Origin of the sequence: Mesorhizobium sp. AD1-1, assembly GCF_020164655.1 — a bacterium.
In the GTDB taxonomy this organism is placed as follows: Bacteria; Pseudomonadota; Alphaproteobacteria; order Rhizobiales; family Rhizobiaceae; genus Mesorhizobium; species Mesorhizobium ciceri.
Map to the genome: position 1 here is coordinate 322,193 of NZ_JAIUGP010000001.1, position 22,209 is coordinate 344,401.

At 63.5% G+C, this 22,209-nt stretch carries 21 protein-coding genes; 10 read left to right on the top strand and 11 right to left on the bottom strand.

Going from position 1 to position 22,209, the window contains the following annotated elements; genetic code table 11:
• Window positions 1-14 precede the first annotated feature (14 nt).
• Window positions 15-1,511, bottom strand: coding sequence for a lipopolysaccharide biosynthesis protein (locus LB519_RS01495; RefSeq protein WP_013528104.1), 1,497 nt, complete (start codon window positions 1,509-1,511; stop codon window positions 15-17).
• Between the two features lie 185 nt (window positions 1,512-1,696).
• Here LB519_RS01495 and LB519_RS01500 point away from each other — a divergent pair, with 185 nt between their 5' ends.
• From LB519_RS01500 to LB519_RS01525, 6 genes are all read left to right on the top strand, one after another.
• Window positions 1,697-2,869 carry a glycosyltransferase gene (locus LB519_RS01500; protein ID WP_063169885.1) on the top strand — a complete coding sequence of 391 codons (1,173 nt, stop codon included), beginning with the start codon at window positions 1,697-1,699 and terminating at the stop codon, window positions 2,867-2,869.
• Between the two features lie 40 nt (window positions 2,870-2,909).
• Window positions 2,910-3,905 carry a glycosyltransferase family 2 protein gene (locus LB519_RS01505; protein WP_063169886.1) on the top strand — a complete coding sequence of 332 codons (996 nt, stop codon included), beginning with the start codon at window positions 2,910-2,912 and terminating at the stop codon, window positions 3,903-3,905.
• Window positions 3,905-4,855 (top strand): glycosyltransferase, encoded by a 951-nt coding sequence (locus LB519_RS01510; RefSeq protein WP_224618427.1) that lies wholly within the window; start codon window positions 3,905-3,907, stop codon window positions 4,853-4,855. Before LB519_RS01505 ends, LB519_RS01510 begins: the two co-directional genes overlap by 1 nt.
• Window positions 4,845-5,813, top strand: coding sequence for a glycosyltransferase family 2 protein (locus LB519_RS01515; protein ID WP_224618428.1), 969 nt, complete (start codon window positions 4,845-4,847; stop codon window positions 5,811-5,813). Before LB519_RS01510 ends, LB519_RS01515 begins: the two co-directional genes overlap by 11 nt.
• Window positions 5,814-5,887: 74 nt before the next feature.
• Complete coding sequence (locus LB519_RS01520) at window positions 5,888-6,784, top strand: UTP--glucose-1-phosphate uridylyltransferase (RefSeq protein ID WP_013528099.1); 897 nt, start codon at window positions 5,888-5,890, stop codon at window positions 6,782-6,784.
• A gap of 235 nt (window positions 6,785-7,019) precedes the next feature.
• A complete protein-coding gene (locus LB519_RS01525) occupies window positions 7,020-9,407 on the top strand; it encodes a polysaccharide biosynthesis tyrosine autokinase (RefSeq protein WP_024501825.1) in 2,388 nt (795 codons plus the stop codon).
• Window positions 9,408-9,483: 76 nt separating this feature from the next.
• On the opposite strand, the gene LB519_RS01530 is transcribed toward LB519_RS01525, so the two are convergent.
• The 3 genes from LB519_RS01530 to LB519_RS01540 all read right to left on the bottom strand — a co-directional run bounded on the left by LB519_RS01530 (window position 9,484) and on the right by LB519_RS01540 (window position 13,592).
• Window positions 9,484-10,242, bottom strand: coding sequence for a metallophosphoesterase family protein (locus LB519_RS01530; RefSeq protein WP_013528097.1), 759 nt, complete (start codon window positions 10,240-10,242; stop codon window positions 9,484-9,486).
• A 246-nt stretch (window positions 10,243-10,488) separates the two neighbouring features.
• Window positions 10,489-11,571 carry an acyltransferase family protein gene (locus tag LB519_RS01535; RefSeq protein ID WP_224618432.1) on the bottom strand — a complete coding sequence of 361 codons (1,083 nt, stop codon included), beginning with the start codon at window positions 11,569-11,571 and terminating at the stop codon, window positions 10,489-10,491.
• A 113-nt stretch (window positions 11,572-11,684) separates the two neighbouring features.
• Window positions 11,685-13,592 carry a propionyl-CoA synthetase gene (locus tag LB519_RS01540; protein ID WP_224618433.1) on the bottom strand — a complete coding sequence of 636 codons (1,908 nt, stop codon included), beginning with the start codon at window positions 13,590-13,592 and terminating at the stop codon, window positions 11,685-11,687.
• A 142-nt stretch (window positions 13,593-13,734) separates the two neighbouring features.
• Between LB519_RS01540 and LB519_RS01545 the strand changes: the two genes are divergently transcribed.
• From LB519_RS01545 to LB519_RS01560, 4 genes are all read left to right on the top strand, one after another.
• A complete protein-coding gene (locus LB519_RS01545; RefSeq protein WP_224618434.1) occupies window positions 13,735-14,547 on the top strand; it encodes a DUF2259 domain-containing protein in 813 nt (270 codons plus the stop codon).
• 440 nt (window positions 14,548-14,987) lie between these two features.
• Window positions 14,988-15,275 (top strand): PqqD family protein, encoded by a 288-nt coding sequence (locus LB519_RS01550; RefSeq protein WP_032898709.1) that lies wholly within the window; start codon window positions 14,988-14,990, stop codon window positions 15,273-15,275.
• Window positions 15,275-15,709, top strand: coding sequence for a lasso peptide biosynthesis B2 protein (locus LB519_RS01555; protein ID WP_063171094.1), 435 nt, complete (start codon window positions 15,275-15,277; stop codon window positions 15,707-15,709). The genes LB519_RS01550 and LB519_RS01555 overlap by 1 nt, the downstream gene beginning before the upstream one ends.
• The gene (locus LB519_RS01560; RefSeq protein ID WP_224618436.1) at window positions 15,706-16,683 is read left to right on the top strand and encodes a serine kinase; all 978 of its coding nucleotides are present in this window, start codon (window positions 15,706-15,708) and stop codon (window positions 16,681-16,683) included. Before LB519_RS01555 ends, LB519_RS01560 begins: the two co-directional genes overlap by 4 nt.
• A gap of 7 nt (window positions 16,684-16,690) precedes the next feature.
• On the opposite strand, the gene LB519_RS01565 is transcribed toward LB519_RS01560, so the two are convergent.
• The 7 genes from LB519_RS01565 to dhaL form a co-directional block, all read right to left on the bottom strand.
• A complete protein-coding gene (locus tag LB519_RS01565; RefSeq protein ID WP_024501819.1) occupies window positions 16,691-17,707 on the bottom strand; it encodes a nucleotidyltransferase family protein in 1,017 nt (338 codons plus the stop codon).
• 64 nt (window positions 17,708-17,771) lie between these two features.
• Entirely contained in the window at window positions 17,772-18,758 is a 987-nt protein-coding gene (gene dhaK / locus LB519_RS01570) for a dihydroxyacetone kinase subunit DhaK (protein WP_224618438.1), read from the bottom strand.
• Between the two features lie 92 nt (window positions 18,759-18,850).
• Complete coding sequence (locus LB519_RS01575) at window positions 18,851-19,273, bottom strand: hypothetical protein (protein WP_013528088.1); 423 nt, start codon at window positions 19,271-19,273, stop codon at window positions 18,851-18,853.
• Window positions 19,274-19,284: 11 nt separating this feature from the next.
• Window positions 19,285-20,871 carry a phosphoenolpyruvate--protein phosphotransferase gene (gene ptsP, locus LB519_RS01580; protein ID WP_224618439.1) on the bottom strand — a complete coding sequence of 529 codons (1,587 nt, stop codon included), beginning with the start codon at window positions 20,869-20,871 and terminating at the stop codon, window positions 19,285-19,287.
• Complete coding sequence (locus LB519_RS01585; protein ID WP_013528086.1) at window positions 20,855-21,157, bottom strand: HPr family phosphocarrier protein; 303 nt, start codon at window positions 21,155-21,157, stop codon at window positions 20,855-20,857. The genes ptsP and LB519_RS01585 overlap by 17 nt, the downstream gene beginning before the upstream one ends.
• Before the next feature lie 22 nt (window positions 21,158-21,179).
• Window positions 21,180-21,569 carry a dihydroxyacetone kinase phosphoryl donor subunit DhaM gene (gene dhaM / locus LB519_RS01590; protein WP_013528085.1) on the bottom strand — a complete coding sequence of 130 codons (390 nt, stop codon included), beginning with the start codon at window positions 21,567-21,569 and terminating at the stop codon, window positions 21,180-21,182.
• Window positions 21,566-22,168, bottom strand: a complete 603-nt coding sequence (gene dhaL, locus LB519_RS01595; RefSeq protein ID WP_224618709.1) for a dihydroxyacetone kinase subunit DhaL — start codon at window positions 22,166-22,168, stop codon at window positions 21,566-21,568. Before dhaL ends, dhaM begins: the two co-directional genes overlap by 4 nt.
• Between the last annotated feature and the right edge of the window lie 41 nt (window positions 22,169-22,209).

The following is a 22,209-nucleotide window of genomic DNA, read 5'->3' on the forward strand; positions in this document are numbered from 1 at the left end:
CGAAGACGCCCAAATTATTGCGCTTCGCGCGGCGCTGCCGCAGGCAGCCTTGCCGGCAGCATCTTGAGCGCCTCGCGCAAGGCTTCGCGGCCGGAGGCGAATGCCAGTGCGATGATGATTGTGATGAGGTAGGCGAACACGGCGCTGCTGGCCAGGGCGACGACATGCTGCTGCGGCAGCGCTGGCTTGACGAACCAGATCGCGGCCAGCGCCAGATGGGCGCCAAGCACGAACGGCGTTGCCGCGCGCAGCACATGATGCGCCTGCAGCGGTCCGCTCTTGCCGACATAGAGCCATAGGAAAGGCGTCCGCAGATATTCGCTGATCGCATAGGCGATCGCCACGCCCAGCGCGCCATAGGGCAGGCCGAGCATGAAAGCCAGCACCGACGTCACGGCCGTTATGATGCCCCAGCGCATGAAATCGCCGGAGCGGCCCTGGCTGACGAAAAGCCACCCCGCCGGATTGTTGAGCGGCTGCAGCAGCCCGGCAAAGCCGAGCGCCAGGAAAATCGAGGCGCTTGCGCGCCATTGCTCGCCGAGCACGAAGGGGATCAGCACATCCGACATCGCGGTGGCGAAGGCGACACCGGGAAGCGCCACCAGCAGGATCAGCGGCATGACGCGCAGATAGGCGCTGCGGTAGCGATCCGGCTCGTCCTTCAGCCTGGAAAGTGCTGGAACCATCACCTTCGACAAGGGGTTGGTGATCTGGCTCAGCGGAAACAGAAGCAGCTTGTAGGCGCGGTCATAGAGGCCGAGCTGCGCCTCGCCCCAATATTTGCCGATCAGCACGTTGTCGAGGTTGCGGGCAAAGAAATTGGCGAAGTTGAAGCCGGTGATGCCGGCGCCGAAATTGATCAGCTCGCCGATGCCGGCGACCTTGCGCGGCAGGCCCGGACGCCAGCGCGAACTCGCCCAGTAGCAGAGCGTCGGCAGCACGGCACCGGTCAGCGTGCCGGCAAACAGGGCCCAATAGGAGCGATCGATGAAGGTCCAGGCGATCGACACGGCAAGCCCGGCGATGGCGCTGGCGACGTCGATGACGGCCAGCCGGCCGAACTGCATACGGCGCGTCAAGAGCGCCAGATGCTGGGCGCCAAGCCCATAGGCCATGATCTGCAGCCCGAACGCAGCCACCAGACCTGTCACGCGCGGCTCGCCGTAGAAGGCAGCAACCAGGGGCGCGGCACCCGCAAGCACGCAAGCCAGGATCGCGCTGACGGCGACATTGATCCAGAAGAGGTAGTTCACCTCCTCATGCCGGATGCCTGATTTCTGGATCGTTGCCTGGGTCAGGCCGAAATCCTGGAACAGTGCGATAAAGGCAAGCACCGGCGCGCACATCGCCACGACACCGAAATCCTGTGGCGACAACAACCGCGACAGCACGATAACCGACAGAATCTGTGTCGCGACCCGCACCGATTGCGCCATGGCCGTGACAACCGCGCCGCGCCCAACCGATTTGCGCAAGGAGCCTTCTGGCGGATCGAATGCATTGGCTTCCAAATTCAGGATTCCTGATTTTTTACGTGGATTTTCGAGCCCGAAAATCCACGACCGCCGCCGACCACAAACTACGGCAATAATTTTGCAGTGCAACAGAAAACGTGGACCGCCGCACCAAAAATGTTGCGATGCAGCAAGACCTGTACTAGCATTCCCTCGGGTGGGCCAACAGCGGTCGAGTTTTTATGCTGCATGTCTTGTACCTAGTGCACGACGTTTCCGACCCGGCGGTGCGCCGGCGGATCACGATGCTCAGGGCAGGTGGGGCCCAGGTCACCTTGGCCGGATTCCGTCGCACCGCGAATCCGATTGCGGATATCGAGGGACTGCGCCCGATCGACCTCGGCGGGACGCGTGACGGGCGATTCGGCCAACGCCTCGCGGCCGTAGCCAAAGCAGCCGTTTCGATAGGCTCGAAGCTGGGCGGAATGCCAAAGCCGGATGTCATCGTCGCGCGCAACCTGGAAATGCTGGCGCTTGCCCGCCGCGCCAGGTCAGCCTTCGGTGCATCGGTTCCGATCGTATACGAGTGCCTCGACATTCATCGGCTTGTGCTGCGCAACGATGTCCTGGGCAAGGCGCTGCGTGCCACCGAACGATTTCTGGCCAGGGATGTGAAGCTGCTGGTGACCAGTTCGCCTGCCTTCATCGCCAATTATTTCAAGCCGTTCGGCCAGGTCGCGGCACCCATCGAGCTGGTCGAAAACAAATATTTCGAGGCCGCGACGATTGTGCCCGGCGCTGCCGAGGCCGATGAGAGCCCGGTCGGCCCGCCATGGCGGATCGGCTGGTTCGGCGCGCTGCGCTGCCGCCGCTCGCTCGAGCTGCTGGCTGATTTCTCCCGCCGCACGGAGGGCCGCTTCGAGATCGTGCTGCGCGGCCGTCCGGCTTTGTCGGAATTCCCTGACTTTCACGGCTTTGTCGAGGCCGAGCCATGGCTGTCGTTTCTCGGGCCCTACCGCAATCCGGAAGACATGGCGGCGATCTACAACGATGTCCATTTTTCCTGGGCGATCGATTTCTTCGAAGCGGGGCAGAACTCCGAATGGCTTCTGCCCAACCGGCTCTATGAGGGTTGCCGTTTCGGCGCGGTGCCGATCTCGATGGGCAATACCGAGACCGGGCGGTTCCTCAAGCAGCAGGATATCGGCGTGCTGTTGCCGCAGGCGTCGCCCGAAGCGCTCGAAGCCGCGCTAGGCAAGATGGAGGAGCATCGCTTCGCCAGGCTGAAGGGGCGTGTTCTGGCGCGCAACCCGAGGACCTGGAGCTACGATCGCAGCGATTGCCGTGCGCTTGTCGAGCGGCTGCGCAGCCTGACCGCCGTGCCCGGTTCGTTTGCCGCCGAGGCATTGGCATAGGATGGCAGGGGATGGACAGAGGCAAGATGGACAGAGGTTGATGACGCAGACGGAAAAACCCTCATCCAGCCTGATCGTTATCCCATGCCTGAACGAAGCCGCCCATATCGGTGCGCTGCTCGATCAATTGCGGCCCGCGGCCGCCAGGCTTGGCGCCCGGATCATCGTCGTCGACGGCGGCAGCACCGACGGCACGCTTTCCATCGTAGACGAAGTCATTGCCAGGGACCCGCGGGTTATCCTGCTCCACAACAAGCGGCGCATCCAGAGCGCGGCGATCAATCTCGCCGTCGGTACCTTCGGCGATGGTGCCGACTATCTCATCCGCATCGATGCGCATGGCGGTTATCCCGACGATTATTGCGACCGGCTGGTCGAGGAAGCGCTGGCTACATCAGCGGATTCGGTTGTCGTTTCGATGCTGACCAGCGGCAGCGGTGCCGTGCAGAAAGCAGCGGCCGCGGCGCAGAACTCCAAGCTCGGCACCGGCGGCTCGAAGCATAGGCATCTTTCGCAGGGACAGTGGATCGATCACGGCCATCATGCACTGATGCGGATATCGGCGTTCGGCGCCGTCGGCGGCTATGACGAAACGTTCAGCCACAACGAGGACGCCGAGCTCGATTATCGCCTGCGCAAGGCCGGCTACAAGATCTGGATGAGCGGCAAGACGCAGATGGTCTACTACCCGCGCGGCTCGCTCTCAGGCCTCTATTTCCAGTATCTCGGCTACGGTCGCGGGCGTGCCAAGAATGTGCTGAAGCATCGCGTCATCCCGAAGGTGAGGCAGATGGTGCCGCTGCTGGTGTTCCCGGTGGTGCTGCTGGCGGCCTTCTCTTTCGTGCACTGGCTGGCGGCGGTGCCGCTGCTGCTGTGGGCGTCGGTGTGCCTGGGCTACGGGCTGGTGACGGCTATCCGCCAGCGCAAGGCCGACGTTGCGCTGGCCGGTGTCTCGGCCATGGTCATGCATCTTGGCTGGTCGGTCGGCTTCTGGCTGCAGCTTCTCGGCCTCGGCTCGCGACGAGGAGTGGCCTGATGGCGGTGTCGGCAAAGAACCGCAGCATCGACATCGGCGTCTGCACGTTCCGCCGGCCGGAACTGGCCGACACGCTGCGCTCGCTCGACGCCATGGAGATGCCGGTGGGATTCGATGTCCGCATCGTCGTCGCCGACAATGACGACACCCCATCGGCCCGTGACCTGGTGGCGGCGCTGTCGCGGGAATTGACGGTGCCGATCCACTATCAGCACGCCCCGGCGCGCAACATCTCGATCGCCCGCAACGCCTGCCTCGATGCGAGCACCGCGGATTTCGTCGCCTTCATCGACGACGACGAGACGGCCACGACGCCATGGCTTGCCGAACTGGCCGCGATGGCGCAGCAAAGCGGTGCCGCCGCCGTGCTCGGCCCGGTCAGGGCGCGCTATCGCCCGGACGCGCCGGACTGGATGCGGCGCGGCGATTTCCATTCGACCTTGCCCGTCTGGGTGCGCGGCGAGATCCAGACCGGCTACACCTGCAACGTTCTGCTGCGGATGGGCTCGGACAGCCTGCGCGGCCGCCGCTTCAGCCTGGCGCGTGGCCAGACCGGCGGCGAGGACACCGAATTCTTCGACCAGATGCACAAGGCAGGCGGCCGCATCGCCTTCTCGCCCGAGGCGTGGGTCGACGAGGTGGTGCCGCGCTCCAGGGCGGCATTCGATTGGCTCGGCCGCCGCCGCTTCCGCGTCGGCCAGACGCATGGCCATCTCCTGGGCAGCAGCGCCAGCGGAATCGGTCTGGCCAAGCAGGTCGGCCTGGCCTCGGCAAAGGCCATCTATTGCTTCGCCTCGGCACTTCCGGTCGTCGTCAGTCCGGTACGCAGGAACCGCAGCCTGCTGCGCGGCATTATGCATGTTGGTGTCGTCAGCGGCCTCGTCGGCATCCGCGAAATCCGCCTCTATGGCCAGCCGTCGCCACAGGAGGGAGGCAAGCGTGCAGCCTGACGTCAGCTCTATCCCCGATGTTTCCTTCGTTATTGCCGCCTACAATGCCGAGACGACCCTTGATCGGGCGATCGCCAGCGCCATCGCCCAGAAGGGTGTCAGTGTCGAAATCATCGTCGTCGACGACAAGTCGCACGATGCGACCCTCGATGTTGCGCGGGCCTATCCAGGGGATATCGTCCGTGTCATCGCCCTGCCAAGCAATCGCGGCCCGGGCGGCGCCAGGAATGCCGGCCTCGATGCCGCCCACGGCAGATGGATCGCGGTTCTCGATTCCGACGACGCGGTCTTTCCCGGCCGGCTCGCCAAGATGATCGCGCGTGCCGAAAGCGCGGATGCCCAGATCGCCGTCGACAATCTGCAGGTCGTTCGCGAGGACGGCGTTATCGAGGACGCGATGTTTCCGCGGCAATATCTGGAAGGCTTGCGCGAGATTTCGCTGGCCACCTACATCGCCGGCAACGTCGTCTTCGAATCCAAGTTCAACCTCGGATACCTCAAGCCGGTCTTCCAGCGCGAGTTCCTGAACGAAAACCGGCTTCGCTATGACGAGAAGCTGAGGATCGGCGAAGACTACATCCTCTTTGCCGCCGCCCTGGCCAAGGGCGGAAAATGCGTCGTCGAGCCCGATATCGGCTATGCCTACCATATTCGCAGCGCCTCCATTTCGCGCGTGCTCGAGCTTCACCACGTCGAAGCCATGCGCAGGGCGGATGCCGTGTTCGCTCAAACCCATCGGATGGATGAGGCCGCGCAGGCCGCGTTCGCGCGGCGTGGTCGCAGCCTGCGCAAGGCGGCATCGTTTCTGTCACTGGTACAGCACATCAAGGCGCGGTCCCCGCTCAAGGCGATCCGGACTGCGCTCAGCGACCCGGCGGCGGTCAGGCATATGGGCATGCCGATCGCCGTGCGGTTGCGAAGAATGGCGGCACAATTTGCCGTCGGGGCGGGGAGGTGAAGATGCAGGCACATGGAGGGAATTTTCGTGGCCTGTGAACGGATTGAAGTCGATCTCCTCAGAAGGAATTTGCGATGAAGAAAATCAGGAAGGCCGTGATACCGGTGGCGGGGCTTGGAACGCGGTTCCTGCCGGCGACCAAGTCGATGCCGAAGGAAATGCTTCCCGTCGTCGACAGGCCCGTCGTCCAATATGCGGTGGACGAGGCCTTCGAGGCGGGCATCGAACACATCGTCTTCGTGACCGGTCGCAACAAGGCGGTGATCGAGGACTATTTCGACCTGCATCCGGAATTGATCGGCACCCTGGAGCAGACCGGCAAGAAGACCCAGCTGGAGGCGCTCGAAAGCATGCTGCCTGTGGCCGGCGCCACCAGCTTCATCCGCCAGCAATCCCCGCAAGGCCTCGGCCATGCCGTCTGGTGCGCGCGCGAGGTTATCGGCAACGAGCCCTTCGCCTTGCTGCTGCCGGACATGGTGTCCTTCGGCGGTCGCGGATGCCTCGCCGAAACCGTCGAGCTTTATGAGCGCACGGGCGGCAACGTGATCGCCGTCGAGCGTTGCGAACCCAGCGAGACCAACAAATACGGCATCGTTGGCCGTGGCGCCGAGATCGGCGGCGGTTTCGAGGTGACGGCCATGGTCGAGAAGCCGGCGCCGGCCAATGCGCCTTCGAACTTCTACATCAACGGCCGCTACATCCTGCAGCCGGAGATTTTCGCGCTCCTGGGCAATCAGCAGCGCGGCGCCGGCAATGAGATTCAGTTGACAGATGCCATGGTTCGTCTGTCGAAGGATCAGCCGTTCTTCGCCCAGCCTTTTCTCGGCCGCATGTTCGACTGTGGTTCCAAGGAAGGGTTCATCCAGGCCAACATCGCCTTCGCGCTGGCGCGCGACGACATGAAGGGTCCGGTTTTCGAGATGCTTCAGGAGTTCGTCCGGTCGCATGAACGCCAGGAAGAAGCTGCATAATGCCCATCTTTCGGGAGTATCGTCAGATGGCCGGCGAAGAGGGGCCGGCAGGTTCTCTCCGTCTGGCACGACGCTTGCATTGCTCTGGCGATGCTCCCGATCTTCGAGGCGCCTGCAAGCCAAGGCATGATCCCTGAAAGTGGGTCCCGGTTTCCGGAAAAGATCATGTTGAAACAGTAAGATAGAGCCAATTGCGATCAATCGGAATAGGACCGGCTCTAGAATTGGACCGAAGATGAATTATGCCAACTTTCCTCTCGACAAGAGGATGCCATTGCCGAATTCGGACGCAGGAGACGGCGAAGACTTCATCGATATCGAGCGGCTGCTTGGCATGGCCGCACGGCAGGCCAAGGTGGTTGCCGTGTGTGCCGTCATCGGTCTCTTCCTGGGCCTGCTCTATTTGCAGACAACGCCGCCCAAATATCAGTCGATCGCCAGCGTGCTGATCGACGAGGGCTTGAACAAGATCGTCGACGACATTTCGGCGACGTCGACAACCATGCAGACCGATTCCGCCATCCTGAGCCAGATCGAGATCCTGACCTCGACGCGGCTTGCCGCCGTGGTCGTCGACAAGCTGAAGCTCGACCAGAACGACACGTTCATGAATCCGCCCCAGTCGGCGCTTGCCCAAGGCATAGGCCTCATCCGCGGCCTGATCCAGTATGTCCGCCCCAGCTCTTCCATGCCGGGTGGCGCTGACTTCAGCAAGCTCGACCCGGCCGCCCGCGATGCGCTGATCGCCACGTCGCGCCGCGACTACGCGATCCTCAAGCTGCAGAACGAGATCCGGGCGGAACGCGTCGGCCGAAGCTACGTCATCGCGCTCGGCTATCAGGCGACGGATCCGGCCTTGGCAAACGCCATCACCAAGGCCTATGCCGATGCCTATCTCGCCGATCAGCTCGATGCCAGCTTCGATGCCACCGAGCGGGCTGCGGTCTGGCTGCAGGGCCGGTTGACGGAGCTGCGCCAGAGCTCGCAGGCAGCTTCGCTCGCGGTTGAGAAATTCAGGGCTGAACATGGGCTGGCGGCCAACAGCGATGGCCAGCTGATGAGCGACAAGCAGCTTTCCGACCTCAACGCCCAGCTTATCGTGGCGCAGGCCGACACCGCACGCGCCAGCGCCCGCTACCAGCAGTACAAGGCCATCGTCGACAGCGGCTCCGAAAACGCTTTCAAGGATGCCGCCATATCGAGCGACCAGCCAAGCAGCTCGGTCATATCGGCGCTCAAGACCCGCTACCTCACGGTGGCCAAGCGGCTGCAGGACGTCGAGGCGAATTTCGGCCCCGAGCACCCGCAGGCGGTGGCTCTCTCCAAGGAGAAGGCCGACATATCGACGCAGATTTTCGGCGAGCTGAAGCAGCTGACCGAAAGCTATCGCAACGAATATGAGGTGGCGCAGGCACGCGAGACCGCGCTCAGGGCCAACGTCGCGGCCGCGCAAGGCAAGAGTTCCGTCGACAACCAGACGCAAGTCAAGCTGCGTGAACTCGATCAGCAGGCGACGGCGCTCACCACGCTCTATCAGACATTCCTGGGTCGTTACGAGGAAGCCGCGCAGCAGCAGTCCTTCCCGGTCGGCAAGATCCGCATCATCTCCGACGCGTCGATGCCGATGACGGCCTCAAGCCCGCGCACCATCGTCGTGCTCGGACTTTCGCTGGTGCTTGGCCTGCTGATGGGCGCCGGCTTTGGTGGCCTGAACGAGTTTAACGAACGCTTCTTCAGGACCGGCGAGGACGTGCGCGACCGCGTCAACCTGAAATTCCTCGGCTACCTGCCGACGATCGGCGGCAAGCTCGGCAAGGAAGAAAAGCCGGGCGAGACCCAGGTGGACGCCAAGACCACCCAATCGCTGTCTTCAGCCGAAAAGCGGGCGCGCATGCGGGTCAGCATCGATTCTCCAGCCTCGATGTTCTCCGAAACGCTGCGCAGCGCCAAGATCGCCTTCGACGTCGTGATGGAAGGGCAAGGCAGCCGCGTCATCGGCATCATCTCGGTGCTTCCCGGCGAGGGCAAGTCGACGGTCGCGGCAAATCTCGCCGGCTTGCTTGCCGCCAATGGCTCCAAGACGCTGCTGATCGACGGCGACTTGCGCAATCCCGGCCTCAGCCGAGGCCTTGGCATGGAAACCGAGCAGGGCTTGATGGAAGCGGTGGTCGGCGGCCAGACCTGGCAGTCCGTCGGCAAGATCGACAGGCAGACGAAGCTGGCGATCATCCCGGCGGTGCTGCGCGGTCACTTCTCGCATACCAGCGAACTTCTCTCCTCGGCCGGCATGCGGCGCTTCATCGAGAACGCCAAGGAGACGTTCGAATACATCGTCGTCGATCTGCCGCCGCTCGGACCGGTGGTCGACGCCAAGGCCTTCGCGCCATTGGTCGACGGTTTTGTACTGGTCACCGAGTGGGGGCGCACCCCGCGCGCGATGGTCAGGTCGATGCTGGAATCCGAACCCTATGTCGCCAACAAGATCGTCGGCGCGGTGCTGAACAAGGTCGATTTGAAGAAACTGGCCAAATACGGATCGTTCGGCGGTTCGGAAAAATTCTTCGATAAATATTCGAGCTACTATCTGGAAAAGTCGGAAGTGCGCGGCAAGGCGCCGGTCTGACGTCGACCGTTGCGCGAGTGGGTCCACTCTGAAGTGTATCGATCTTCAGGCCAGCACACCTGAATATCGTTGCGCGTCAGGAGAAGATCAGCCTGCCTTGCTTGTCGGCGATCCTGACGGCGGTCAGGCGTCCGCTCTGGAAGGCGGCCGTGTCGATGCCGAGCCGGCGCCCTTCGAGCTTCGGGACATCCACCGGCGTATGCCCGTGCACCACCCAGCGGTCGAGCAGGTGCGTTGCCTCGAAGAAGTCCGAACGGATGTTGATCAGGTCATGGTCGGTTTGCGCCGCAAGGTCGACGCCGGGCCTGATGCCGGCGTGGACAAACACGAACTTCCGCGAACGGACCATGATCGGCAGCCCGCGCAGGAAGCTGACGTGATCGTCCGGAATGATCTCCCTTATGCGCCGGTCGATCTGCGCGCTGCTCCCGTAGAGGCTGGTGAGGCGCGCCGGATCGATGCCATAGGAAAACAGGGTTTGCAGGCCGCCCGTCGCCAGCCAGGGTTCGCGGGACAGATTTCCGTCGAGATAGTTCAGCATTGCCACTTCGTGGTTGCCCGCAAGACAAATGCGCTGAAATCCTTTCGGCGGCGGCGCCAGGAGGTGATCGAGCACCCGCGCCGACTGAAACCCCCGGTCGATGTAGTCGCCAAGCATGACGATGATCTTGCGGCTCTGGAAGCGCAGCGAATCGAGCAGGATCTTCTGCTCCAGCGCGCGGAGTTCCTTGTAGCAGCCATGCACGTCGCCGATCGCATAGACGACAGCGTCCTGCATGTCGATATCGAGGCGCGGACGCGCCGCGATGCGGGGTTTTCGCTGGAACAGGGTCACGTGCCGGGCGTCTCGAGGCAAGCTCTCATGCCGAAGGCATAAGTGCCTGTTATCATGCCCGAAACGAAGAATTCCGCAATCGTGGAAAATGCAGCTGCGCCGGGTCGGCACCGCCAATGCATGTCGCTCGGAAGTGAGCTCCGTTTTGGGAGAGCGATCCGTGGAACAAAGGCCTGGAGTGGGCCTGAATCCGCTCAGGCGCGACATGCTTTAGGTCGGCGGCCGGCCCGGTCTGCCGGACCGTCGTCAGGCTGCCTTGAGCCGATAACGGAAAACGGTATGGTCGAGCAGCAGCCGGATGCGTGGTTCGGCCTCGGTCGCCACTAGCCAGCTTGCCGCGATCATCGTCGCGCCGACGACCGCCATCGAGAACAGATGCGGCAGACCGGCGCGGACCAGGATGCCGAGCAGGGCCGCGCCGACGACATCGTGCAGCAGGTAGAGCGGATAGGTCATCAGCCCGATCCGGCGCCAGCCGCTCCAGGAGAGGTCGAGCCGCAGCGACCACGCCATCAGCGCGATGCCTATGAGGAAGATGAGGATCGGCGGGGCGAAGGGCATATCACGCCCGACCTTCAGGATATGAACGTCGACCGAACTGGCGATCTGCAGCACGCCACCGGCCAGGAACAGGGCGCAGAAGGCTAGGCGGGCGGCTGTCACCGCCTTGAAGCGCATCAGCCACAGCATGACGCCGGTGGCGAAGAACACGCCGTGATGCACCAGAAGCAGGTCGAGCGTGCGTGTTTCGGCAAGGTCGGCCCAGTCGAGCGGGTAGTAGAGGCACCAGAACAGCGCGCTGATCAGGCCGATGGCGAGGGCCACAATTTCCATTAGATGGAAGCGGCCGAGCCGCAGCAAGGTCCAGACGACGGCATAGAAGGCGATCTCGATGCCGAGCGTCCAGTAGACGCTGTCCACCCATGGCGCGTAAGGGGCGAACAGGCCGGTGCGGACGAGCCTGACGACGGCATCGGTCGGCCAGCTGAGGCCGACGATCAAAAGCACCGCCGCAGTGACCGGCGCACAGATCCACACGGCCGGCGCCAGCCGTTTCACCCTGGCTTCGAAAAACCGCAGGGGTGTCGACCTTTCGGCGCTGAAGGCGATGACGAAGCCGCTGATGACGAAGAAGATCTGGACGCCGACCCAGCCGGATTCGACCCAGGCGCCTATTGCCAGCTGCGGGGGAACGCCGCCCGTGGCGCGCGCCGAAACACCGTCAGGATACGCCCACACCCAGAAGCCATAGTGGTAGACCATGACCATGACGGCGGCGAGAAAGCGCAGGATGTCGACGCCGCCAAATGTAATCTTCTGCTGAGCCATGCGACCTTTGTCGATGGCCCCCCGCGAACGACTTTAGGGTGCATTGCTGCGTCGCACAATAAAAGTATTGCTTGCCGATCGAAAAGGTCGTCCGCAGCCCACCCTTCAGTGGCTCAAAGTCCGATTCCGCGCTCCTTTAGCGTGGCGCTGATTTCGTCGAGGATGACCGGATCGTCGATGGTTGCCGGCATGGCCCATTCCTCCTTGTCGGCGATCTTCTGCATGATGCCGCGCAGGATCTTGCCCGAACGCGTCTTGGGCAAGCGCTTGATCGTCACCACCGTCTTGAAGGCGGCGACCGGGCCGATGCGTTCGCGCACCAGGCCGACCACCTCGTTCTCGATGGAGCCGATATCGCGGGTCACACCCGCATTCAGCACCACGAAGCCCAGCGGAACCTGGCCCTTCATGGCGTCGGCAATGCCGATGACCGCGCATTCGGCGACATCGGGATGGGCCGAAAGCACCTCTTCCATGGCGCCGGTTGACAGGCGGTGGCCGGCGACATTGATGATGTCATCGGTGCGGGCCATGACGTAGAGATAGCCGTCCTCGTCGACCATGCCGGCATCCGCCGTCTTGTAGAAGCCGGGGAACTCGTCGAGATAGGCTTGGCGGAACCGTTGATCGGCATTCCACAGCGTTGGCAGGCAGCCGGCCGGCAGCGGCAGTTTGATCACCACATTGCCCAGCGTGCCGCGCTGCACCTCATGGCCAGCATCGTCGAGAACGCGGATGTCGTAGCCGGGCATCGGCACGCCAGGCGAGCCGTATTTCACCGGCAGCAGGCCAAGGCCGGCGGGATTGATCGTCATCGGCGAGCCGGTCTCTGTCTGCCACCAATGGTCGACCACAGGCACATTCAGCTTCTGCTCCGCCCATTTGATGGTTTCCGGGTCGGCGCGCTCGCCGGCAAGAAACAGCGTGCGGAACTTCGAGAGGTCGTGTTTGGCAATGAACTCGCCCTTCGGGTCCTGCCCCTTGATGGCGCGGAATGCGGTCGGCGCGGTGAACAGCGCGACCACGCCATGCTCCGCTATCACCCGCCAGTAGGTGCCGGCATCGGGCGTGCCGACAGGCTTGCCCTCGAACAGGATGCTGGTGCAGCCATGCAGCAGCGGTCCGTAGACGATGTAGGAATGGCCGACCACCCAGCCGACATCGGATGCCGCCCAGAACACCTCGCCCGGCTTGACGCCGAACTCGTTTTCCATCGTCCATTTCAGTGCGACCATATGGCCGCCATTGTCGCGCACGATGCCCTTGGGCTGCCCGGTCGTGCCCGATGTGTAGATGATGTAGAGCGGATCGGTGGCAAGCACCGGCACGCAGTCGACATTGGCGCCCGCTGCCCGTTCGCGGGCGACGGCATCGGCGTAGTCGATGTCGAAATGCTCCTTCAACTCGCAGCGCAACTGGTCGCGCTGCAGGATCAGGCAGGCGTCCGGCTTGTGGCGGGAGATCTCGATCGCCTTGTCGAGCAACGGCTTGTAGGCAACGACGCGGCCTGGCTCCAGGCCACAGGATGCCGAAATGATCAGCTTCGGCCTGGCATCGTCGATGCGGGTGGCAAGCTCATGCGAGGCGAAGCCGCCGAAGACCACCGAATGCACCGCGCCGATGCGGGCGCAGGCGAGCATGGCGATGGCCGCCTCGGCCACCATCGGCATGTAGATGATGACGCGGTCACCCTTGCCGATGCCGCGGTTCTTCAGCACCGAGGTCAGCGCGACGACCTCGCGCTTCAGCTCGGCATAAGTGAACTTTTTCACGGTTCCGGCAATCGCACTGTCGTGGATCAGCGCGATCTGGTCGGCGCGGCCGCCGGCGACGTGGCGGTCGATGGCATTGTAGCAGGTGTTGCAGGTGGCGCCGGTGAACCAGCGGCCATAGACACCGGCATTGGCGTCGAACACCTTGTCCCAGGGCGAATACCAGTCGATGGCGCCGGCCGCATCCGCCCAGAATTGTTCCGGATCGCGTTTCCAGCCTTCATAGACCTCGTGATAGCGTGAAGCCATCCATACCTCCCCGGGAAATGTTTTTCTTCCTTCCAGATAGCGCGCTCTACCCTTGGCCGCAAATCCACGCCATTGTGACGACGGCATCGACCTGGCGCTTGGGGCAAGCAGCTATGAACTGCGAGACGGGACTGGGGTGGTGATGTCTGCTGCTGTTCGGATCATCGGGCGCTTTTCGCTATCGTCGGTCATGGGCGCCGTACTTGCTATGTCCACCGGAACCGCTGAAGCCGGCGATGCCGCGGCACGGCACATCATCGGCTTTTCGCCGGATGGCGCTTATTTCGCCTTCGAGCAATATGGAACGCTCGACGCCGGCGCCTCGGACTCCGGCTGGTCTGAGATCGACATCATCGATACCCGTACGGATCGGTTCGTTGGCGGTAAGCCGATCCTCGTCGTCGATGAGACGGAGGAGGCGACACTGACGCTGGAGCAGGCGAGGGCGCAGGCCGCCGCTCAGGCGGCGCCCATTCTCGCCCATTATGCAATCACATCCCCAGCCGAGCAGACAGCGTCCGACAAATTCACCTTTCCGGGTGAAATGGTTGCCTACAACGACATCTCCCGCCTCGAACAGGTGTCGCAGAAATGGCTGTCGCCGCTCCATGGCGAAACGGGCGTTTCGACCATCCAGCTCGACGAGATCCTGGCAGCCAGCACGGGCGATTGTTCGGCGAGTTTCGCAACGACGGAGCGGCGCGACACATCTGGCAAGGCACTCGGCTTCCGGCTGACGCTGCAAGGCCAGGACGGCAAGCCGGTCAAGATCCTGCACGAGGACAAGACCGTGCCGGGCTCAAGAAACTGCCCGACCTCCTACAGCCTGTCGGAATCCTACGAACTTACCCCGGCCGGCAAGCTGCCGGTAATTGTCGTGCTGGTGCAGCGTTTCAGCCAGGGTTTCGAGGGGCGCGATCGCCGCTTCCTCGCAGTGACCGGGCAGCCACGCTGAGAGGTCAGGCCCAGGCGCCGGCAGCCGCTCTGTCTGAAGGTTGTTTCTAGATCGGCAGGGCCACAAGCATAAGGCCAATGCCGCCAGCGATCAAAATGGCTGTCGCCAGCGCTTTTCTGTGACGTTCGAAGCTCGTCGGAGCTCGCTCCCAATTGTAACGCATACGCTATCTCCCCAATACCCAGGCAGGTTTTACCTTACTTAAGGGAAGAAATGCAACGTCCGCTGCCGGCAGCCCGCTGCCTGTCACGTTTCACCGATGACTATTTCTGGGACGAATGCGGCCGGGAAGACGCAACCGAGCAGGTTCTAACGCGACTGGCGCGGAGAATCTGTCAGCAAGGCCGTTGGTCCGTGCACCGGGCTCCCGTGATCGGCTGATAGACAGCGCTCCACCTCCGCGCTATCTGATTTCCGGGATGAGCTGGCTTGGAGGGGGCGTGGTGGAAATAGTCTCTGGAACCGTTCTGCGGCTGGCCGAGGATGCCTCGGTGCAGCATGTGGGCGATGGCGCAGTCGTGCTTTTGGCGCGCAGCGGCCAGCTCTATACATGCAACGGCACGACCGAAGCCTTTCTCGACAAGGTGGACGGCGCGCGCAACCTCGACCAGATCGTCGACCTGCTTTGCGAGGAGTTCGAGGTCGACAAGGGGACGCTCGATCAGGACATGGCGGCACTGGCCACGGATCTGATCTCGGAAGGTATCCTCGCCGCGCCAGGTGCTTGATGGCTGACGGCCCGCTCCTGCGCGCTCTTTTTCGCTGCCATCTCTGGGCGAGCGCGCGGCTGATGCCGGTCCTTGTCACCAACCGGAGCTTCGAGGAGGTGCTCAAATGGGCGCCGCTCGCCTCGTCGACGCCCTATCGCGGTCTGCCGTCCGCCTACATCGTCGAGAGCGTCAACCGCACGGTCCGCCATCCCTGGCTGATGCGTGACCGCAGGTGCTTGAGGGAAGGTCTGCTCGGTCATCGTTTCCTGCGACTAGCCGGCTTCGATCCGGACCTGCGCTTCGGCGTCGAACCGCAGTCGATGCAAGCGCAGCGTCTATCGGCGCATTGCTGGGTCTGCCTCGACGGCAAGCCGGTGGTCAGCGACAAGCTTCCCGGCATGGTCGAGATCTATCGTCATCATGCCGATGCCGTAAAGGCGCGTCCCGCTTGACCAGACCTTCAGCCTGCTATGGCCTCAACGGCCTGATCCTTGGCATATCGGCCGAGCGCTCCGAGCTGTGGCAGGATTTCGACCGGATGCTGGGCAGCCTGCGCATAGAGGAACCCGTCGCGCCGGACTTTCGTCTTGAGATCACCGAGACAGACACGCTGGACGAGACACCCAATGGATCCCTGGTCTTCGATGGCGAGGTGCCGGAGGATGGTCCCTGCCGGATGATCGAGGATGGCGGCATTGTCCATCTGGTCTTTCCCGGGCGCCAAACCGTTGCGATCAATGGTGGGGAAAGTTGGGCCGAACTCCGGATTCGTACCGGTACGAAAGCCGCCTGGACGCCGTCGATGTTGGTCCTGGATGCCGCGCTCGACGCCGGTGGCCAGCATATGCTGCATACGGCCGGGCTGACCTTGCCTGACCGCGATGCGGTGGTGCTGATCCATGCGCCGAGCGGCACCGGCAAGACCACGACGTCGTTGGCGCTGGCAACACAGGGCTTTGGCCTCTGCTCCGACGACGCCATGATCCTGAATGTCGCTTCGGGCAAGGTCGTGGCCTGGGGCTTGCCGCGCGCCGTCAAGATCCACCGGAAGACTGCCGAAATGATCCCGCAGGTGGCGCCATGCCTTGCCCAGACGTGGGATCGCAACGGCGAACAGCCGGTCTCGTTAGAACGGTTGGGGGGTATCATCCGGGTGGAAAACGCATCCGCCCGGCCGGTGGCGGCGCTTCTGCATCTGGCGCGTTCCGCCGACGGCCAGACCCGGCTCGTCGCCATGGCCAGGACCGACGCGATGGTGGCGCTGGCAGTCGACAATGTCCGCACCGGCATGACCGGGCTGCTGCCGATGCAGAAGCGCAGGCTGGCGACCATCGCCGGGCTGGTCAATGCGGTGCCGACCTTCCAGCTCGAAGTAGGCGGGCGCCCCGCTGACGCGGCGGCGCTGATCCGCGCTACCCTGGATTGACGTCAAGTCAGGCTACTTGCGGCCTGGCCTTGGCCAATCTCTGAATCCACCGGAAGGCGTCGCGGCGCAGGCGCGAGCCCAGTCTGTCCCTGGAATTGACGCCAAGCAGCGTATTCGTTGTGATCAGCCGCCTGGCCAGCCGTATGGAGAGGTCGGGCTTGATGCGGCCGGCGAGTTCGAGCGCGCGGCTCTCGTCGAACAGCTGGCCGGTCACATTGAGCACGATTGCCAACTCCAGTTCGATGCCGGTCATGCGGGCAGCGTCGAACAGGCGTGCTTCCGCTTCGGGTGATTGCAGCGCCCGCACGCCTTGCAGCACGTCGACGCAAAGCTGCAGGCGGTGGAATTTGTGGCCGCCGGCGGCGTGCACGATGGCGATCGTTAGAAGAGCCGCCGGCGTGTCCGTGGCTTCGCCGTCGATGGCGCGCAATTCAGGGAAACCCAGCGACAGGCGCCGTCGCATGCCGGTGTCATGCACGAGGTCGCCATGCAGTTCGACCAGCAGGCTGGAATTCTCTTTTTCCAGCCATTTGAATTCCTGCAATTCGTAGGATTCGGCCTCGTTGCTGCCAAGTTCGAAGCCGCATGCCGCGATCACCTGGTTTGCCCTGGCCAGATTGGCGGGTTCGACCAGGATGTCGATGTCGGTGAAGGGCCTGTCGGCGACGTTGCGGTAGAGCTTTCGCGCGAAGACGGGTCCCTTGACGATCCGCGCCGGAATATTGTCCGCCGCCAGTCCCTTCATGATGCGGTCCCCATGATACTTCAACAGCATCGACTGGCCGGTGGCGATCGTTGCCTTCTGGCGCAGATCCTCCAGCTTGCCGTGCAGGTCGGCATCCGCTGGCAGCCGCGCGTCCCCGCTGAGCTTGCGCAACATGATCGGCAGCACGCCGTGAAACTCGGCATTGTCGAGCAGCGCCGTCAGCGTCTTTGCCGACAAATCTTCGCCGCCTGCCGCCGCCTCGGGGTCAGCGAAGCGCAGCAAGAGTCTTTCTTCAGCGGAAGTAAGCGGTGGCAGCATCAACCCAGCTAGCATTGCGAGCAAGTCAGGAATGGTTGCAGAAAAGCCTAATGTAAGCCAGCTTTTACATGCCCCAGCGCAGCGCCGCAGTGTGTACCGGCGCGTCCCAGAATGCGGTCGTCTCGTCGTCGAGCATGGTCAGCGTGATCGAGCAGCCGGCCATATCGAGCGAGGTGACATAGGAGCCGACCAGCGAACGGGTCACCGTCACGCCATGCTTCTCGAAGATTAGCCGTGCGCTGTTGTACATCAGATAGAGTTCCATCAGCGGCGTGCCGCCGAAGCCGTTGACGAACAGCAGCGCCGGGCCTTTCGCCCTGTCGCCGAGATCGCCGAGGATCGCGGCGCAAATCTCCTGCGCGATCGCATCGGCGCTTTTCAGCGCATCGCGCCGGCGGCCGGGCTCGCCATGGATGCCGACGCCGAACTCCATCTCGCCGTCGCCGATATCGAAAGTCGGCTTGCCCGCCGCCGGCACGGTGCAACTGGTCAGCGCCACGCCCATCGAGCGGGTAGCAGCGTTGACGCGGTCGCCAAGCGCCTTCAGCGACGCCAGAGCCAGGCCGTGTTCGGCCGCCGCGCCGACGATCTTTTCCACCACCAGCGTGCCGGCGACGCCACGCCGGCCCGTCGTATAGGAAGAATTCTCGACCGCGACATCGTCATTGGTCACGATCTGCTGGACGCCTTCCGACATTTCGGCCGCCATCTCGAAATTCATGACGTCGCCCTCATAGTTCTTGACGATGAACAGGCAGCCGGCGCCGGTGTCGACGGCCTCTGCCGCCGCCAGCATCTGGTCCGGTGTCGGCGAGGTGAATACCTGGCCGGGGCAGGCGGCGTCCAGCATGCCGTGACCGACAAAGCCGCCATGCAGCGGCTCGTGACCGGAACCGCCGCCGGAGATCAGCGCCACCTTGCCCGGCCGCAAGGTCTTTCGGCGGATGAATTTGTGCTCGTCGCCGAGCACGAGGATGTCGGCATGGGCGGCGACGAAGCCGTCGAGGCTTTCGGTCAGCACCGTGTCCACCGAATTGATAAACTTCTTCACGGCCGTCTCCTCCCGAAATAGGCCTTCCAAAGCAATTCCAGGAAAAGTGTATCGCGGTTTTCCGTCCGGAATTGCGTAAAACAAGAGTTCGATCAGCCACTCTTGCCGGTGATGCTGGTGATCTTTTGGATAAAATCGTTCACCGCCTTATCGAGCGCGGCGTTCTGCTTGTCGTCGCCGAAATCCGGCACGATCAGCGAGACATGCCGCGTCTTGCGCATGCCTGATGCGATCGACATCTTGCCTGGATGCGCCTGGTGATAGGCGGCGAGAAACTGGTCGCGCTCGGCCGGGCTGAAATGGCAGACGGAAAATATAGCCGGCAAATGTTTTGACGGAATCGGGATCGAATAGGCAGGACTGGAAATCTGCGTGACGAAGCTGCGGTGCTTGCCGAGCGCATCGGCCAGGCGCTGGCGCATGCCGGACGGGCGCTGGTCGATGACCTGCGACAGGATCGTCTTGTAGGCGCGGATCGCCTCTTCGGAACCGGGTTCGGGTGTCCTGTCGACCATGCCGGCCGCGCCTAGACAGAAACGTCCGCGACGGCCGCCTTGGCCATGGCGAGTTGCGCCGGCGCGACGGAAAGATCGCGCAGGCCGGCCTCGATCAGTGACGGGATCGAGGCTGGATCGCCGGCTGCATCGCCGCACAGGCTGACCGGGATCTCTTCCCGCTGGCCAAACGCGGTCACGGCAGCGATCAGCCGCAGCACGGCCGGATGACGGACCGAATTGAGATGCGCCACGGCAGCGTTGTCGCGGGCGGCCGCCATGACATACTGGGTGAGATCATTGGAGCCGATCGAGAAGAAGGCGGCATCGGTAAAGGCTTCCGGTACGATCGCCACCGAAGGCACTTCGACCATGATGCCGAGCGGCGGCATGTTGTGTGCGACGCCGCGTGCGGCAAGTGCAGTCTGCTCTTCGGCGAACATCGCCGCTGCCTGTCGGTATTCCTCCACAATGGCGATCATAGGGAACATCACTTTCAGGCTGCCATGGACAGCGGCGCGCAGCAGCGCCCGGATCTGTACACGAAACACCTCGGGTCTTGCCAGCGACAGCCTGATCCCGCGCAGGCCGAGAAACGGATTGCTCTCCTCGACCGTAAAGCCGGGCACCGGCTTGTCGCCGCCGGCGTCAACGGTGCGGATCGTCACCGGTTTTTCACCGGCCCACTCCAGCACCTTGCGATAGGCGCGATACTGCGTCTCCTCATCCGGCAGCGTCTTGCCGAACAGGAATTCGGTGCGCATCAACCCGACTCCGTCGCAGGTCGTAATGTCGATGAGGTCGACATCGGACGGGTCGGCGATGTTGACCTGCACGCGCACCGCCGTGCCGGCCTTGGTCACCGCCGGTCGCGCCAGGAACGTCCCGGCCCGGTCGCTGCGCGCCCGGAATGATGAGGACGATTGGCGAAAAGCAGCGATTTCAGTCTTGGAGGGTGACAGCACGATACCGCCATGTTCGGCGTCGAGCAGCGCTGTGCCGGTTAGACGAGCCAGCGAAGTGCCCAACCCGACAACCATCGGCACGCCGCGCGAACGCGCCAGCATGGCGACGTGGCTGGCGGTGCTGCCCGCCTTCAGTGCGATGCCGCCGCCGCGGCTCCAGTCGGTTTCGAGAAAACGCGTCGGCGCGATATCCCAGCCGTAGAGGATGGCGCCGGTTGGCGCCTGGACGTCGCCATCCTCGGACAGCGCCCGCAGCACCTGGTCCCTGATATCGCGTATGTCGGCGGCCCGTGCGCGGAAATAATCCTGGTCTGAAGCGTCGTAGCCGGCAATCTCGGTATCAAGCGCTTGCCGCCAGGCTTTGTCGGCTGGCAGGCCGGTGCGGATCGCGGCAAAGGCCGGGCTGCTCAGCGCATCGTCTTGCAGCATGGCGATCTGAAACTCGAGAATGTCGGCGGCATCGCCCTCGGCCATCTCGCTCAATGCGGTGAGACGGCTTGTCGCGACGGCGATTGCGGCTTCGAGCGCGGCCTTCTCGTCGTCGGCTGTTTCTTTGCCGACATAGGATACGACAGTCTGGTCGAGGTCGAACAGTGGCCCCTCGGCATAGCCGGCCGACGCCGAAATGCCTTGCAGTCTAAGCGGTTCGGACATGGTCCGCGCCTTCGTCGAAATCGCGCCGCACCAGTTCGACCAACGCGTCGACGGCATCATTGGCGCCGTCACCGCTGGCCCTGATGTGCAGCACGGTGCCCTTCGGCGCCTTGGCCGCCATCACCTTGACGATGCTCTTGGCGTCGAACCATGGCCCATTGGCGGCGAGCGCGATCTCCACCTCGGCGGCAAAACTCTTGGCCAGCTTGGTGAACTTCACCGAAGGACGCGCGTGCAGACCCACCTCGTGGGTGATCACAACGGTCGCTTCGGCGGATGCGGACATGTCTTTCAAAATTCCCGTTCGTTCACGACGGCGACAATTCATGTGCCGTCGCCACCACTTCCCGCAGCGAGGCGCCGCCGGAGGCCTCGGTCGCTGCCATCACCGCGCCTTCGACGATCGGCGCGTTGCAGACTATGATCTTGTGCGAGCGTGGCTCGCCGATCATCTCCACCGCCATTTCCGAGTTGGTCTCGGCGCCGCCGAGATCGACCAGAATGGCGACACCGGCTTCCGACCAGGCCTTGTCGATGGCGCCCATGATCGCCTCGACATTGGTGCCGAGCCCGCCATGGCCGTTTCCGCCGCACCATGCAAGCGGCACTTCGTCGCCCACCATCTGCCGCACCATGTCGGCCGTGCCCTCGGCAACCAGCGGCGAATGCGAGACGATGACGATGCCGACATTGCTCATGCGCTTTCCCCGAGGCTGTGCGCCACTGTGCGCACCAGCAGCGCGGTTGAGCGCGCGCCGGCGTCCATATGACCGATCGATCGGTCGCCCAGGAACGAGGCGCGGCCACGCAAGGCTTTCATAGGCACGGTCGCGTCGGCCGCGGCGTCGGCGATATCGGCGATTTCAAGAGCTGTCTTTCCCTGCAGCAGCGCGTCATGCACCGGCTGCAGCACGTCGAGCATGGTTTTTTGTCCGATCTGCGATTTGCCGCGTGCTGCCACAGCTTCGATCGCCTTGCCGAACGCCGCCGTCAGATTGGCGCGATCGGGTTTCGCCGAAATCTCCTTGCCGAATGCCAGGAACAGGGTGCCGAACAGCGGGCCGGAGGCGCCGCCGACCGTCATCACCAGCTTGGTGCCGATCGCCTTCAGGGCATCGGGCAGCGGTTTGGCCGAAAATGCTTCGGCTTCGGCGCGCACGGCCTCGAAGCCGCGCTTCATGTTCAGCCCGTGGTCGCCGTCGCCGATCGCCTGGTCGAGCGCCGTCAATTCCTCGGCGTTCGCGGCGATCGTATCCGCGGCGGCCGGGATCAGCCGGGCAAGGTTCAACGCCGCCATGTCACCCGCATTCCCGGTTTCCATCTTGCCGGCAGTATCGA